The sequence below is a fragment of the Phenylobacterium sp. genome, assembly GCF_030693625.1.
Classification (GTDB): Bacteria; Pseudomonadota; Alphaproteobacteria; order Caulobacterales; family Caulobacteraceae; genus Phenylobacterium; species Phenylobacterium ferrooxidans.
Map to the genome: position 1 here is coordinate 1 of NZ_JAUYAF010000014.1, position 15496 is coordinate 15496.

The following is a 15496-nucleotide window of genomic DNA, read 5'->3' on the forward strand; positions in this document are numbered from 1 at the left end:
TCCGAAAGGCCGCCGCCAGAACCCTCGAGCAGCTCTGGTCAGCCATCGCTCAAATCATCGACGCCTTCACACCAAGGGAATGCGCGAACTACTTCGCCGCCGCTGGATACGATGCAGACTGATCGAAAAATGCTCTAGAGCGCCATCGCCTGTTCCAGGGCCATGGCCAGGGAGACCGCGGCCCCCAGGGTCAGGACCGTCATCAGCCGCGGATATCGCGTCGGCACATCGGGCGCCGAGTGATCAAACAGCCACTGGATGATGAAGGCGGCCATCAGGCCAGTGATGATCCAGGAGGTTGGAATGTCACCGCGCGCGACCAGCAGGGCGAAGCCCGCGATCGGCGAGATGATCGAGCCGGCCAGCCTGGACCAGCGCGGCTGTTCCCGGCTGCTCTCCAGACCCCAGCGGATGCCGCCCAGGAAGCCCAGCATGATCGCCGACCAGGCCAGCAGCACGCTGAGGGCGTGTTCCGACCAGCCGGGCGGGCCATAGGCGTAGAGGGTGGCCGACACAGGGAAGGCGGCCAGGCCGATCAGGGCCAGGACCCACATCGGCTTGGGGGCGGAGGCCTCGGCGTCCATCACAGGCGTCAGTTCCTCCGGAAGACAAGTGAGGCGGCCCAGCCCGCGCCGAGCGCCAGGGCCATCGACACCAAGCCGTACAACCATGGGCTATGATGGGCGAAGAGGTAAAGGGTCCGCTCGATCCCGGCCTTCTCCACCGTCAGGGTTCGGACCTTTCGCGAGACCGGCTGACCGTCCTGGAAGAGGATGATCTCGGCCTGGTAGGTCCCGATCGGCGCCTTGGTGGGCAGGTCGATCTCGGCCTTGAACAGGTCCTTGTCGACGAAGGTCACCCCTTTGTCGTCAGCGTCGTAGAGGCCGGCGTTCTCCTTCAGGCGGATGACGGCGCGCCGCCAGTCCAGATAGTCGCCCCCCAGCCGGCTGACCACGACGTCGCGGACGCCGTAGCGGGTCTCGGTGCGCTGCTCGAAGGGGGCGTTGATGGCCAGGTGATCGATGCCAGCGCCCAGGCGGCGCAGGGTCCCGAAGCCGGCGATATCCTGCAACGGCCGGGTCGAGGCGGTCATGTAGAAGCCAGGCGCGCCACGGAACACCACCGGCCGGCTGTTGACCCAGAGCCCGCCCACCTTGGTCTTGCGGGCGATCCGGATCGGGTGCTCGGGGCCCCGGACGATGACCACCACGTCGCTGGGCTTGGTGGTCGGATCGAACACCGCGCCATAGAGCACGATGTGCGCGCCCCGGAAGCTGGAGGTCACGCGGACCTCCGTCGTGGTGAGCGCGGCGGAGACCGCGGCCGGCGAGGCGGTGAGTTGAGGGGCGGTGGGGCTGGGGATTTCGAGCGCCATCAGCCCATCCCCGTCATCAGCACGAAGGGCTCGTCGGGGGTGAAGAACAGACCAAGCCCCATGCGCAGGCCCACCAGCAGGACGATCAGGGCCAGCAGGGCGCGCAGCTCCTCGGCCCGGAAGCGCGAGGAGGCCTTGGCGCCGAGCTGCGCGCCCAGCACGCCCCCCACCAGCAGCAGGGTCGCCAGGACGATATCGACGGTCTGGTTGCGGCCAGCCTGCAGCACCCCGGTCAGGGAGGTGGTGATGATGATCTGGAAGAGGCTCGTGCCGACGACGACCCCGGCGGGCATGCGCAGGATGTAGATCATCGCCGGGACCAGGATGAAGCCGCCGCCCACGCCCATGACCGCCGAGAGCACGCCGACGAAGACCCCCAGCAGGACGGGCGGGATGACGCTGATATAGAGCCGCGAGCGCGGGAAGCGCATCTTCAGCGGCAGGCCGTAAAGCCAGGGCGGGCGGCGCTCTTTGCGGGGCTTGGGCGGCTGGCCGCTGCGCCGCCGCAGGATCGACTGCAGGGACTCCACCAGCATCAGGCCGCCGATCACCCCCAGGAAGACCAGGTAGGAAAGCGCCACCACCAGGTCGGCCTGACCCAGCAGCCGCAGCCAGCGGAACAGCTCCACGCCCACGATGGCGCCCACGACACCGCCACCCGCCAGCACCCCGCCCAGGCGGAAGTCCACGGCGCGCTTGCGGGTGTAGGAGATGACGCTGGAGGTCGAGGAGGCCGCCACGTGGTTGGCCATGCTGGCCACCGCCACCGCCGGCGGGATGCCCATCAGCACCAGGACAGGCGTCATCAGGAAGCCGCCGCCGATACCGAACAGCCCGGAAATGAAGCCGACGAGCGCGCCCAGCGCCACCAGGAGCGGTGCGTTCACCGAGACTTCGGCGATGGGAAGATAGAGGTCCAAGGTCGCCTCTTATGGCGCCTGACGTGTCACCGCGTGAAGACGGAAAGCTTGGAAACCGTCGAAGGGTCGAGTTGGCCGGTGGCCTGCATGCCCTGATCACGCTGATAGGCGGCGACGGCGAGTTTGAGGGCGCCCGAGGCGCTGCCGTCGGTCGGGCCCTGGTAGTAGCCCAGACGCGAGAGGGCCCGTTGGGCGGTGATCACGGTCGGGGAGGCCGAGGCGGCCGCCAGGGCGGTGGCCGGGGCGACGGAGGGATTGGGTGTGTTGGCGCGGAACGCCGCCGCCGTGCGCTCGGCCACGGTGCGGGCGTCGGTCGACAGGCCGGCGGCCACGCGCTGAGCGCTGGAGCGGGCCTCGCCGTCGCCGGTGCGGGCGGCGACCAGGTACCACTTGTAGGACTCCGCCGCGTTCTGGCTGACCCCCAGCCCCTGCTCATAGAGGGCGGCCAGGTTGTACTGGCTGTCCACCAGGCCGAGGTCGGCGGCGCGACGGAACCACTGCGCTGCGGTGGTGGAGTTCTTGGGACCGCCCGAACCGGAGATGTAGGAGATGCCCAGGTTGTGCATGGCCTTGGGATCACCGCCCTCGGCGGCGCGCTCGGTCCAGCGGCGGGCCTCGACGAGGTCCTTCTTCACCCCGCCCGAGCCGCTCTCATAGAGCTTGGCGAGATAGAACTGGGCTGGGGCGTGGCCCTGGTTGGCCACCGCCTTGAGTTGGTCGAGTCCGCCGGCCTGCTTGGTCTCCACCGCCGAAGCGGCGGTCGCGAAGCGCTGGGCTAGGTCCGCCGCGAGGGGCGTTCCGGGTGCGATAGGCTGGGGCGAGAGCGCGATGGCGACCCGGGGGCCGTCGCCGAAGGGGGTCGTGTCGGCCTCCGCCGCCATGATCTCCTCAGACTTGCCGGCGTTCATGGCGGCCAGCGCATCGGCCACCCGCTTGGGCGGAGCGCCACCGGGCTTGCCGTCCATCAACATGAAGCTGGCGGTGGCCAGGCTGAGGCAGGCCGCGCCGCCCACCACCAGCAGGGCGGTCTGCAGCGAGGAGCCGGCCCGTCGCTTGGGCCGCGCGCCGAAGCCAGCGAACAGTGACGTCCCCGGCTCCTTGGCGACCTTTTCCGGCTTGGCCTTCTTCTCCTTGGGGTCCTTGGCCTTGCGGCCCTTGGCGTCGTTCGGCGTCGAGGCGCGGGCGGCGGCGCGGGCCTGCTCGATCACTTCGCGGGTGGACAGCGGCCGACCGGGCTCGGGCGGAGCCACGACGGTGTTGGAGCTCACCGGGGGCTCATAGGCCGCCTCGCGGGCAGCCTCTTCCTCGTGCTCGCCGATGGGGGCGAAGCCGTCGGCGGCCTCGAAGTCCTCGGCGTCGAAGGCCGGGCGCTCAGGCTCGCCGGAGAAGGGTTGGCCCGGGAAGCCGTCCGGGGCGTCGGGACCGGTCTCCGGCGGGGCGAAGGCCTGGCGGGCCAGAGGATCAGCGGCGCCCTCGGCCGGGCCGAAGCTCGGGAACGGGTCGGGGCCGAAGGGGGAGAGAAGCTCCGGGACGACGGCCGGCGCGCGCACGATCGGCGCCGCCGCCACCTGTTCCGACAGCCGGCGGTGGGACTCGCCCAGGCGCGCATCGATCTTCTCGCGCGCCTCCTCCAGCATGCGCGCGGTGCGCTCCTCGCTCTGGCGGATACGCTCGACGAGGTCGTCGGAGGCGCGTTCGCTGCGCTGGTTCATGCGCTCGGTGACCCGGGCCACCTGCTCGCCGACATCGTCGATCGCCTGGGCCGAACGGCGCTCGGCGTTGGCGATGCGTTCGGAGAGCTTCTCGGTGATGCGGCCGATCTCGGCGCCCAGACGCTCCAGGGCCTCGGCATGGACACTGTCGGTACGGCCCAGCTTGCTCTCCATCGCCTGGGCGATGCGGGCCACTTCGCCGCCCACCTGTTCAATCGCGTCAGCGCTGCGGTGTTCGGTGGACTGGACGCGGCGGTTGAGGTTGTCGGCCACGGTCAGCACCTCCCGGCCCATTTTCTCGATCGCCTGGGCGGAGCGCTGCTCGGCCAGCCGGACGTGATCGCTCATCTCGGCCAGCTTGCGCTCCATGCGGTCGAAGCGGCCTTCCGCGGAGACCTGGAGCTTCTGGGCGATCTCGCCGCGCGCGGCGTCGACCCGGCTGCTGAGATTGGCGGCGAGCTGTTCCAGGCGCCGGTCGAGGGCCGGCGAGGCGCCGCCCTCCACCGCGCGCAGCCGGCCGTCCACGGTGGAGAAGGCGTCCTTCAGCCCCTCCATGGCCGCGGCCGTGCGCAACTCGGCATCGGCCAGGCGGTCGCCCACGCGGCTGACCACCTCCTCGATGAGGGCGGTGGGGTCCCCGCCGCCTCCATGGGCCTGGACCTCATCCACCCGCTCACGCAGGGCGCCCAGGGTCTCGCGGGTGCGGGCCTCGCCTTCGTAGAGGTGATTGGCCACCTTGCCGAGCGCCTGCTCCAGGGCGCGCAGCGCCTCGGCCGAGCGCGGGCCGGCGGCTTCACTTTCCACGCGCCGGACGCGTTCCGCCAAGCGGGCCTGCTCGGTGCGAGCTTCGTCCACCGCGCCTTCGAAGCGGGCCGCCACGGCGACGTTCTCGCGCTCGGCGATCTCGATGCGGGACAGGGCGTCGCGGACCGAATGCTCCACGGCGCTGATGGCCAGGCCGGCGCGGCCTTCGGAATGCTCGATACGGTCGGTCAGGCGGTCGAGCGCCAGGGTGACCCGGCCGATCTCGTCGGCGGGATGCTCGGGCGCCTCGTAGCGTTGGGCGGCCTCCGGCGCGCGGGGCGGGGCCATGGGCCGTGGCGTCTCGGCGCGGGGCGCATCGTGACGCAACGGCGCTTCGTAGATCACCTCCCGAGGCGGCCGGTCGAGGAAGGCCTCGGGCCGGGTTTCCGGCGCGTCGTCGACCGCCCGCTCCGTGAAATAGGTTTCCGAGGTGACTTCCTCCGGACCCTCGTCCTCGAGGATCATGCGGTTCAGCCATTCACCCAGAGTCATGCCGGAGCGCCGAGCGAGGTCCTTGGCGACCTCCCGGGCTTTTGGGTCGATCCCTTTGACGCTCCATGGCGTCCCCGAGCTCATACCGAATCGTTCTCCGCAGGACTGACCTCAGACGCTATCCACCGATCCTTGGGGTGTAAACGCGAGGTTAACGCAAGATGTAGCGTCTGGGGCGATTGGCTGTGGATGATCCGGATCGTCCGTGAACCCAGGCGGGAACGGCTCTTGCGAATGGGAGACAGTCAAGAATCCGATCGGCTTTGCGGGCTGATCGCGCCTGCGCTACGCCGTCGCACATGACACTTTCCGTGACCCTCGGCTTGATCGCCGCCTTCCTGGCCGTCGCCGTCTTCGCCGGCTGGCGCGGAGCCCAACCGCCCAATCCGCTGAAAGGGGTGCGCATGGCGCCCTACCGGCTGATCATGGTGACAGCGGCGGCGGCGGTGCTGATCCTGCTGGTTCACCTGGTGAACCTGCTGGGCGTCAAGACGGGGCGCTGACCGTCTGCGAGGGGGCTTCCGGGCTCTCGGCCTTCTTCGGCCGCTTGGCGAGACCCGCCACCCCGCCCGAGGACAACAGGCCCACATCGGCCAGCAGCAGGGGGATAGCCCATTTGCGAGGGGCGGCGATGTAGCGGGGCTGCCAGAGCGGGTCGTACTTGTCCTTGTAGGTGCGCACGCCCTGGAAGTTATAGATCTCCTCGGCGTGTTCGAAGAACAGGTTGCCGACCCGGGACATCACCGGCGCCAATGGGCGATCCTCCAGCCCCGCCAGGGGGGCCATGCCGAACTCCACGGCCTTGTAGCCCTGGGCCCGGCCCCATTCGATCAACTCCACGAACAGGTAGTCCATGATGCGCTTGGGCGCGCCGGGGGCGTAGCGCATCAGGTCCATGGAGAAGGAGGTTTTGGCCGCCGTGATCCAGAGGGTTGCGAAGGCCACCACGGCGCCCTCGAACCGAACCACGGCCACGGGGAATTCCGAAACATAGCCGGGATAGAACCCACCCATGGAAAACCCCTTCTCGCCGCCGGCGTGCTCGGCCAGCCACGCGTCGGATATCTTGGCCAGGGTGGGGACGAGGTCGCTGATCTGGTGCGGCGGGATGACCTCGAAGGTCGCGCCCTCCTCGCCGGCCTTGCGCCAGGCGCGGCGCAGATTGCCGCGCTTGGTGCCCTCGATGCGGAAGGTCTCGAGGGGCACGGCGGCCGCCTCCCCCACCTTCTGGATCGAGAAGCCCAGCTCCACCACGTCGGGCAGGTGGTCGGCGCCAATCCCATAGATGCCCGGCCGGGCGGCATGGGCGTCGGCCAGTTCCCGGAACCGCCACAGCAGCTCCAGTTGCTCGTCGCGGCGGCCGACCGGCGCCCCGAGCGCGATCCAGGAGCGCCCCCGCACCCCGAACATCAGAAAGCTCTCGCCGCTGGCCGAGAACAGGAACCGCTTGTCCCCCAGCAGGGCGACGTTGGAGCCCGGCTCGGCCACCTCCGCCTTGGCCAGGATGTGGCGTACGCGCTGGAAGTCACGGTCGGCCTCTCCCACCACCGGCGGCGTGGCCGCGGTCGCCAGCATCCGCCACAGGCCGAAGGCGAAGAGGGCCAGGGCGGCCCCGGCCCAGGCGCGGATCGATCGGGCGGCGTCGGCGTCCACCATCATCCGCCAGAAGGGCTGGTCGGCGTAGTCGGCGTGCTCAAAGGACCAGAGGCCCAGCAGGCCCGCCCCCACCAGGGCGGCGAAGGCCGAGGCCAGCCAGCCCGGCGTGATCTCCATGCGCGACAGTCGCGCCGTCCGCGGGAAGGCCTTGCGGAACGGCAGCAGCGCGAAGGCCAAGGTCACCAGCAGCGCCGTGTCTTCCCAGACAAAGCCCTTCAGCAGCGAGAGCGAGGCGGCCAGCAGCAGGGCCCCTATGGTCGCGCCCCAGGCGGCGTCGAGCCGGGAGCGCAATCCGAAGGCCAGCATGACCAGGGTCAGACCCAGGATGGACGAGAGGAAGTGGCTGACCTCGATCAGATAGACTGGCGTCATCTCGTAGAGGCGCAGGAAGCGGTCGGGGACCGAAGGCGTGGCGCCCGAGGCCACCAACATGACGCCGGCCGCCAGGGTCAGGACCGCGCCAAGGACGGGGGCGACCGCAAGGGCCGCCGGCTTCAGTTCTCGCCAAAATCTCATATGCGGTCCGTGCGTCGCCGAAGGCCCAGCCGCCTAGATAGCCGATTTTTTGAGCTTTGGGCCGCGTCAAACAAGCGTTTCGTTCCTTGCTCTTGGGGCGCCCGACGCTAATGTGGCGACGGCTTCAGCTTGAGACCTCGGGAGGATTCCATGGCCGACTTCGGCGGTGGCGACATCGACGCGTTCCGCAACGAGGTGCGCGCCTGGCTTGAGGCCAACTATCCGGCTGAGCTGCGCGACCCCAAGGCCAAGACCGATCCCGAAGCCGTCTGGGGCGGCCGCGCCTTCGCCGGCGGAACCGACCCCCAGGCCGTCTGGACCCAGCGCATGGGCGCCAAGGGCTGGACGACGCCGACCTGGCCCAAGGAATATGGCGGCGCGGGCCTCTCGCCCGCCGAGGCCCGGGTGCTGGACCAGGAAATGGCCGCCGGCCGATATCGCCCCGGCGTGCTGGCCTTCGGCATCTGGATGCTGGGGCCCGTCCTGCTGGAATACGGCACCGAGGCGCAGAAGAAGACCTTCCTGCCCCCCATCGTCCGCGGGGAGATCCGCTGGTGCCAGGGCTATTCCGAACCGGGCGCCGGCTCCGACCTCGCCAGCCTCGCCACCCGCTGCGAGGACAAGGGCGACCACTGGCTGATTAATGGACAAAAGGTGTGGACCAGCTACGCCGACAAGGCCGACTGGTGTTTCTGCCTGGTGCGTACCGATACTTCGAAAAAGCATGAGGGGATTTCCTTTGTGCTGATCGACATGCGGACGGAGGGCGTGGAGACGCGGCCGATCCAGCTGATCTCGGGCGAGAGCCCGTTCTGCGAGACCTTTTTCAACGACGTGAAGATCCCCAAGGACCAGCTGGTGGGCAAGGTCAACGGCGGGTGGGAGATCGCCAAGCGGTTGCTGCAGTACGAGCGGCAGAACATTTCGGGCGGTTTCGGCGGCGGCGGCGGGGCCGGCGGTTCGGCTGCGGACCTGCCGGTGGTGGCCAAGAGCTACAATGGGACCGATGAGACCGGTAGACTTGCCGATACCGACCTGCGCCAGCGGATCACCCGCAACGAGATGGACTTCCGGTCGCTGCGGCTGACCATCGGGCGGACGGCCGCCGAGGCGCGGGCCAGCAATGGGCCCAGCGCGGCGACCTCGATCATCAAGTACGCCGCGGCCGAGTTCGCCAAGGAGCGGTCGGAGCTGATGGTGGAGTCCATGGGCCACCAGGGCCTGGGCTGGGAGGGCGACGCCTTCACCACCGGAGAGCTGACGGCGACCCACGGCTGGCTGCGCTCGAAGGGCAACTCCATCGAGGGCGGCACGACCGAGGTGAACATCAACGTGGTGGCCAAGCGGGTGCTGGGCCTTCCCGATCCGAAGTAAGCGCTTACATCAAGGGCGCCGCTCAATTTCAGGGCGGCGCTCTCTTCGACTTGAACGACTGATTTTTTCGAGAAGGCGATTTTCCCATGGCTGATTTCGGCGGCGAAGACACCACCGCGTTCCGGGCTGAGGCCAAGGCCTGGCTCGAGGCGAACTTCCCTGAGTCCCTGCGCAAGAACCCGGCCGCCCAGCTGGCCGCCCAGATGGGCGGGACCGAGAGCGAGGACGCCAAGGCCTGGCGCCAGGCCATGGGCGCCAAGGGCTGGGGCACCCCCACCTGGCCGGCCCAGTACGGCGGCGGCGGTCTGAGCCGCGCGGAAGCCCGGGTGCTGGCCGAGGAGATGGCCGCCATCGGCGCCCGCAACCCCATCGGCGGCATGGGGGTGATGATGTTCGGCCCCACCCTGGTGGAGTACGGCACCGAGGAGCTGAAGCAGCAACATCTGCCCGGCATCATCAAGGGCGAGGTCCGCTGGTGCCAGGGCTATTCCGAGCCGGGCAGCGGCTCGGACCTTGCGAGTCTTCAAACCCGCGCCGAGGACAAGGGCGACCACTGGCTGGTAAATGGTTCAAAGATTTGGACGTCTGGCGCAAATCTGGCCGATCGATGCTTCTGCCTGGTGCGTACCGATACCTCAAAGAAGCATGAGGGCATCAGCTTCCTGCTGATCGACATGACGGCGCCGGGCGTCGAGGTCCGGCCAATCCGGCTGATCAACGGCACCTCGCCCTTCTGCGAGACCTTCTTCACCGACGTGAAGGTCCCCAAGGACCAGCTGTTTGGCCCGCTGAACGGCGGCTGGACGGTGGCGAAAAGGCTGCTGCAGTTCGAGCGCGACAACATCTCGGCGGGCCTGGGCGGCGGCAATCTGGGCGCGGCCCAGGCGACCATGACCGTCAGCGAGGCGGCCAAGCACTATATGGGCGTCGACGACACCGGCCGGCTGGCCGACACCGACCTGCGCCGCCGGATCACCGAACACCTGATGGAGACCCGCGCCTTCCAGCTGACGGTGCGGCGGGCGGCCGACGAGGCCAAGTCGAACCAGGGCCCCTCCTCGGCCACCTCGATCATGAAGTACGCCGGCGCCAAGATCGCCCAGGACCGCAACGAGCTGATGGTCGAGGCGATGGGCCACAGCGGCCTGGGCTGGGAAGGCGAGGGCTTCGAGGGTAACGAGCTGGCCACGGTGCGCGCCTGGCTGCGCTCGAAGGGCAACTCCATCGAGGGCGGCACCTCGGAGATCAATCTCAACGTGGTGTCCAAGCGCGTGCTGGCTTTACCGGACCCCAAGTAGGGGGACTCCGAACCGGCGTATTTTGTGTTATACTGATAGCTAAGAATTTGAATTCAGGGAGAATTTTAAATGGCTGATTTCGGAGGCGCTGATCTCGACGCTTTCCGCGCCGAAGCGCGCGAGTGGCTCGAGGCGAATTTCCCCAAGTCCCTGGGCAAGGATCCGGAGGCCCTGCAGGCCGCCGCGATGAGCCCCGAGGCCCCCACCGGCGACTACGCCACGTGGAAAGAGCGCATGGGCGCCAAGGGTTGGGGCGTTCCCACCTGGCCGGCGGCCTATGGCGGCGGCGGCCTGTCGGCCGGCGAGGCCCGCGTGCTGGCCTCGGAGATGGCCAAGATCGGCGCCGTGAACCCGATCGGCGGCATGGGCGTGGGCATGTTCGGTCCCACCCTGCTGGAATACGGTACTGAAGAGCAGAAGCAGAAGTATATCCCCGACATCGTCACCGGTAAGGTGCGTTGGTGCCAAGGCTTCAGCGAGCCGGGCGCCGGGTCCGACCTGGCCGCCCTGCAAACGAAAGCTGAAGACAAGGGCGACCACTTCCTGGTCAACGGAAGCAAGATCTGGACGAGCGGCGGCCAATACGCCGACATGATCTTCTGCCTGGTCCGCACCGACCAGGCGAAGAAGCACGAAGGCATCTCCTTCGTGGTCTTCGAGATGCACCAGCCGGGCGTCGAGGTTCGCCCGATCCGCCTGATCGCCGGCTCTTCGCCGTTCTGCGAGACCTTCTTCACCGACGTGAAGGTGCCCAAGGAAAACCTGATCGGCCCGCTGAACGGCGGCTGGACCGTGGCCAAGCGCCTGCTGCAGCACGAGCGTTCGGGCATGGGTGGCCGTCAGGGCGAGGGCGGAAACCGCTCCAAGGCCGACATCCTGGGCGTGGTGGCCAAGAAGTATGTGGGCGAGGACGCCAAGGGCCGACTGGCCGACAGCGACCTGCGCACCCGCATCATCCAGAACGAGATCGACCAGCGCGCCCTGCAACTGACCGTGCGCCGCGCGGCCCTGGAATCCCGCAGCAATTCGGGTCCGTCGGCCGCCACCTCGATCATGAAGAACGCCAACATGAAGGTCGCCCAGGACCGGGCCGAGCTGACCCTGGAATTCATGGGTCACCAGGGCCTGGGCTGGGAAGGCGGCGATTTCACAGCTGAGGAGCTGACCGCCGTGCGCGGCTGGCTTTCCGGCAAGGCGGGTTCGATCTATGGAGGTTCCAACGAGGTGCAGAACAACATCATCTCCAAGCGGATCCTCGGGCTGCCGGACCACATCCAGCAGCACTAGGGCGTCCCCCTCCTCCGTCGGGCCGTACGCCCGACATCCTTCTCCCCCCACGGGGAGAAGGCCCCCAGTTTTCGAGTGACCTGAATTTTCAAGGAGACTTTCTAAAATGGCAGACTTTGGCGGCGGCGACCTGGACGCCCTGCGCACAGAGGCCAAGGAGTGGATCGCGGCGAATTTCCCCGCCTCCCTCAAGGGCCGTCCGAACCCGATGATGCGGGAAGAGCGCTCGACGCCCTCCCCCGAGCAGGAAGCCTGGCGCAAGGCCATGGGCGAAAAGGGTTGGGGCGTTCCCACCTGGCCCAAGGCCTATGGCGGCGGCGGCCTGTCGGGCGCCGAGGCCCGCGTGATCCAGCAGGAGCTGGGCCGCGCCGGGGCCTATAACCCCATCGGCGGCATGGGCGTGATGATGTTCGGCCCGACCCTGCTGGAATACGGCACGGAAGAGCAGAAGCAGGAACACATCCCGCCGATCGTGAAGGGTGAGCTGCAGTGGTGCCAGGGCTTCTCCGAGCCGGGCGCCGGCTCCGACCTCGCCAGTCTTCAGTGCAAGGCTGAAGACAAGGGCGACCACTTCGTCATCAACGGCCAGAAGATCTGGACGAGCGGCGCGCAATACGCCGACTGGTGCTTCTGCCTGGTCCGCACGGATACTTCGAAGAAGCATGAAGGCATCTCTTTCGTGCTGTTCACGATGCATCAGCCGGGCGTCGAAGTCCGTCCGATTCCTCTGATCGCCGGCAACTCTCCTTTCTGCGAAACCTTCTTCACCGACGCGATCGCCGACAAGAAGAACCTGGTGGGCCCGCTCAACGGCGGCTGGACCATCGCCAAGCGGCTGCTGCAGCATGAGCGCTCCGGCCTCAGCGGCGCCGGTGGCGGCGGCTTCGGCATGGGCGGCCGCGGCATCGTGCAGATGGCCAAGGACTATGTGGGCGCCGACGAAGACGGCCGTCTGTCCGACAGCGACCTGCGCACCCGGCTGATCATGAACGAGATGGACGGTCGCGCCTTCCAGCAGACCGCCGTGCGCTCGATGATGGAATCCCGGTCGAACTCCGGCCCCTCGGCCGCGACCTCCATCATGAAGAACGCCGGCACCCGCTGGATGCAGGACCGCGCCGAACTGACCCTGGAGATCATGGGTCACCAGGGCCTGGGCTGGGAAGGCGACGACTTCTCGGCCGAGGAACTGGGCGCCGTTCGCGGCTGGCTCGGCGGCAAGGCCACCACCATCTATGGCGGCTCGCAGGAGGTGCAGAACAACATCATCTCCAAGCGCATCCTGGGCCTGCCGGACCTGACGCAAAATAACTAGAGCCCTGCCCGCCCCTCTCCGGAGGGGCGGGACAGCGGATTTGAAACCAACATTCGAGATTCAATAGGGAATTATTTGAAATGGCCGTTCTGAACGAAGAACAGAGCATGCTCCGCGACGCCGCGAAGAGCTGGACCCAGGAAAAGAGCCCGGTCACCGCCTTCCGCAAGATGCGCGATAGCGGTGTGGACGTCGGCTATGACGCCGCCGCCTGGAACGAAATGGCCGAGATGGGCTGGGCCGGGGTGATCATCCCCGAGGAATACGGCGGGTCCGACTTCGGCTACCTGTCGATCGGCCTGATCCTGGAAGAGCTGGGCCGCACGCTCACCGCCTCTCCGCTGCTGGTCTCCGCCGTCGGCGCGGCCTCGGCCCTGGTCCTGGGCGGCACCGACTCCCAGAAGACCGAGTGGCTGCCGAAGATCGCTGAAGGCACCGCCGTCGGCGCGCTCGCCGTCGACGAAGGCGCCCACCACAACCCCGACAAGGTGGAAACCAAGTTCGAGGGCGGCAAGATCACCGGCAAGAAGACCTTCGTCCTCGAAGGCTTCAAGGCCGACGTGCTGATCGTCTCGGCCAAGGGCCCGGACGGCGTGGGCTTCTACCTGGTCCGTGGCGATGACGCCGGCGTCAGCCGCACCCGTCTGGCCCTGGCCGACAGCCGCGGCGCGGCCAACATCGAGTTCAAGGGCGCGGCCGCCGAGCCCCTGACCGGTGGCGCCGCCGTCGTGGAACAGGTCCTCGACCGCGTTCGCGCCGCGCTTTCGGCCGAAATGCTGGGCGCCGCCGTCCAGGCCTTCGAAGTGACCCTGGACTACCTCAAGGTCCGCGTTCAGTTCGGCCAGGTCATCGGTTCCTTCCAGGCCCTGCAGCACCGCGCGGCCAAGATGTTCACCGATCTGGAACTGGCCCGCTCGGCCGTCGAAGCCGCCCTGCAGGCGATCGACGCCGGCACCCCCGACGTGCCGGAGCTGGTCTCCCTGGCCAAGGCCAAGATGGGCGACACCTTCCACCTGGTCTCCAACGAGATGGTCCAGATGCACGGCGGCATCGGCATGACCGACGCCCACGACGCCGGCTTCTACCTCAAGCGCGCCCGCGCCGCCGAAGCCGCCTTCGGCAACCAGGCGTTCCACCGCGACCGCTACGCCAAGATCCAGGGCTACTAAACAGCTTCGCCGCCCGGCTAGCCGGGCGGCGGGTTTGGCTCTGAGTTCGAGATTGAGAGACCCCGTCGGTGTGAGCCGGCGGGGTTTTTCTTTGGGGTCGATCCGCCCATCTAGAGTGCAAGTTTACCCCGAGAATTACGGTGACAGTGCACTCAATGCCTAACGCGCTGAATTGAATGCACTGTTGTCTAATTGATTTCTCTGTCTGGGGCCGTGGTTGGCGTTGATGACCTTGGTCTATGGTTGTCTTCGTGGTCATGCCCTGGCTGGGGAGCCCTTTGGCCATGCCGCATGATCGCGGTCAGGCGAGGATGGTGGCGGGACGTCCTGATGTCACCGGCGCGCTCTTTGGCTGCAACAGTGTAAGCGGGATCGTCCCTGTGTGGCCTTCGGTCGTGGTTCGCCGGACGGTCAGGCCCAGCGGGGCTCGGTTTCCGACAGCCACAGTCTGTGAAGCAGGATGGCCAGCTTGCGGGCGACAGCGACGCGGGCGCGCTTGGGGCCCTTGGTTTCGGCGAGCTGCCTGCCCCAGGTCTGCAGGGCGCAGGGCCGCTTGACCCGGACGAGCAGGTTGTTGGCCGCCTCATAGAGAGCCGAGCGCAGCATGGGATCGCCGGCTTTGGAGATGCGGCCCCTGTGATCGCGCTCGCCCGACTGGTTTCGCCGGGGCGCCAGGCCGGCGAAGGCGCCGGCGTCCTCGCCCCGGTCGAAACGGCTGGGGTCTTCGATGCTGGTCTTGAAGACCAGGGCGGTGATCGGCCCGACGCCGGGCGTGGTCATCAGCCGCGCGGCCACCGGATCGGCGCCGGCCTGGGCCGCCAGCTGCCTTGTCGAGCGGGCGATCTGCAGCTCAAGCGCCTCCAGGCCCTCGATCAGCGGCGCCAGGATCGGCTCGAGGTCCGGTTTCTGGGCGAACAGGGCCGCCAGGCGCTCGCGGCGCTTGCCCGGGGTCGTCACCTTGCCCAGGCGCAGGCCAAAGAGCTTGAGCAGGCCGCGAAGCTGGCCGGCCATGGCCAGGCGCCAGGCGATCAGCTGCTGGCGGATCTTCAGCCGCGCCCGGTCCATGTGGGTCGCCTCGGCCTTGATCCGCACCGCCTTGAACCAGCCCGTCCGCGCCATCTGGGCCAGGCCCTCGGCGTCATGGGGATCGCTCTTGTTGACCCGCGCCGACAGCACCCCCTTGGCATGGCGCGCGCAGACGCAGATCACCGCAACCTCGTGCTCGACCAGGCCGTGATAGAGAAAGGCCGATAGGGGACCGGTCTCCAGGACCACCCGCACAAGGCCCCTGGCCCTGGTCTTCAGCGTCCGGGCGATAGCATCCGGATCGGTGGCGCAGGCCCCGCTCCAGACCACCATCCCAGAACCGTCCACCACACAGACATGGGTGGACTTGTCGGAAACATCCAACCCGGCATAGACTTCAACCACGGCCCATCCTCCTTCTTGAAGCAGCGCGATCACCTCGCACCGACTTCGTAATCCAAGGCTTGGATGGGCCTACCTCAATTACGCGATGTCACCGTATTGAGCCGCCGGCGCCGCGCTCCGTTTCGACCCATAGGCGACCCGATACCT

The 15496-nt window shown here is 68.0% G+C and carries 12 protein-coding genes and 1 pseudogene; 7 read left to right on the forward strand and 6 right to left on the reverse strand.

The window, feature by feature from the left end; translation table 11 throughout:
* Positions 1 to 122 (forward strand): annotated as a pseudogene (locus Q8N10_RS02065) (IS630 family transposase); the annotation flags it as partial.
* A 12-nt stretch (positions 123 to 134) separates the two neighbouring features.
* Here Q8N10_RS02065 and Q8N10_RS02070 read toward each other — a convergent pair.
* Genes Q8N10_RS02070 through Q8N10_RS02085 form a run of 4 tightly spaced genes read right to left on the reverse strand, consistent with a single transcriptional unit; the run spans position 135 to position 5303 of the window.
* Positions 135 to 584, reverse strand: coding sequence for a DUF3429 domain-containing protein (locus Q8N10_RS02070; protein ID WP_304700736.1), 450 nt, complete (start codon positions 582 to 584; stop codon positions 135 to 137).
* A gap of 8 nt (positions 585 to 592) precedes the next feature.
* Positions 593 to 1375, reverse strand: a complete 783-nt coding sequence (locus tag Q8N10_RS02075; RefSeq protein ID WP_304779717.1) for a TIGR02186 family protein — start codon at positions 1373 to 1375, stop codon at positions 593 to 595.
* On the reverse strand, positions 1375 to 2295 hold the full coding sequence (locus Q8N10_RS02080; protein WP_304779720.1) for a sulfite exporter TauE/SafE family protein: 921 nt from the start codon (positions 2293 to 2295) through the stop codon (positions 1375 to 1377). The genes Q8N10_RS02075 and Q8N10_RS02080 overlap by 1 nt, the downstream gene beginning before the upstream one ends.
* A gap of 26 nt (positions 2296 to 2321) precedes the next feature.
* Entirely contained in the window at positions 2322 to 5303 is a 2982-nt protein-coding gene (locus tag Q8N10_RS02085) for a peptidoglycan-binding protein (protein ID WP_304779724.1), read from the reverse strand.
* 311 nt (positions 5304 to 5614) lie between these two features.
* Between Q8N10_RS02085 and Q8N10_RS02090 the strand changes: the two genes are divergently transcribed.
* Entirely contained in the window at positions 5615 to 5806 is a 192-nt protein-coding gene (locus Q8N10_RS02090; protein ID WP_370689262.1) for a hypothetical protein, read from the forward strand.
* Here the strand turns inward: Q8N10_RS02090 and Q8N10_RS02095 are convergent.
* Complete coding sequence (locus Q8N10_RS02095; RefSeq protein ID WP_304779726.1) at positions 5790 to 7475, reverse strand: bifunctional lysylphosphatidylglycerol flippase/synthetase MprF; 1686 nt, start codon at positions 7473 to 7475, stop codon at positions 5790 to 5792. The two genes, Q8N10_RS02090 and Q8N10_RS02095, sit on opposite strands and share 17 nt — an antisense overlap.
* A 150-nt stretch (positions 7476 to 7625) precedes the next feature.
* On the opposite strand from Q8N10_RS02095, the gene Q8N10_RS02100 reads away from it, so the two are divergent.
* The 5 genes from Q8N10_RS02100 (at position 7626) to Q8N10_RS02120 (ending at position 13918) form a co-directional block, all read left to right on the forward strand.
* A complete protein-coding gene (locus tag Q8N10_RS02100; RefSeq protein ID WP_304779728.1) occupies positions 7626 to 8849 on the forward strand; it encodes an acyl-CoA dehydrogenase family protein in 1224 nt (407 codons plus the stop codon).
* Positions 8850 to 8935: 86 nt separating this feature from the next.
* Positions 8936 to 10147 carry an acyl-CoA dehydrogenase family protein gene (locus tag Q8N10_RS02105; RefSeq protein WP_304779731.1) on the forward strand — a complete coding sequence of 404 codons (1212 nt, stop codon included), beginning with the start codon at positions 8936 to 8938 and terminating at the stop codon, positions 10145 to 10147.
* A 69-nt stretch (positions 10148 to 10216) separates the two neighbouring features.
* Complete coding sequence (locus tag Q8N10_RS02110; RefSeq protein WP_304779733.1) at positions 10217 to 11434, forward strand: acyl-CoA dehydrogenase family protein; 1218 nt, start codon at positions 10217 to 10219, stop codon at positions 11432 to 11434.
* Positions 11435 to 11540: 106 nt separating this feature from the next.
* A complete protein-coding gene (locus Q8N10_RS02115) occupies positions 11541 to 12749 on the forward strand; it encodes an acyl-CoA dehydrogenase family protein (RefSeq protein ID WP_304779736.1) in 1209 nt (402 codons plus the stop codon).
* Positions 12750 to 12829: 80 nt separating this feature from the next.
* On the forward strand, positions 12830 to 13918 hold the full coding sequence (locus Q8N10_RS02120) for an acyl-CoA dehydrogenase family protein (protein ID WP_304779738.1): 1089 nt from the start codon (positions 12830 to 12832) through the stop codon (positions 13916 to 13918).
* Between the two features lie 411 nt (positions 13919 to 14329).
* Here Q8N10_RS02120 and Q8N10_RS02125 read toward each other — a convergent pair whose 3' ends face one another.
* On the reverse strand, positions 14330 to 15349 hold the full coding sequence (locus tag Q8N10_RS02125) for an IS110 family transposase (RefSeq protein WP_304779741.1): 1020 nt from the start codon (positions 15347 to 15349) through the stop codon (positions 14330 to 14332).
* Positions 15350 to 15496: the final 147 nt, after the last annotated feature.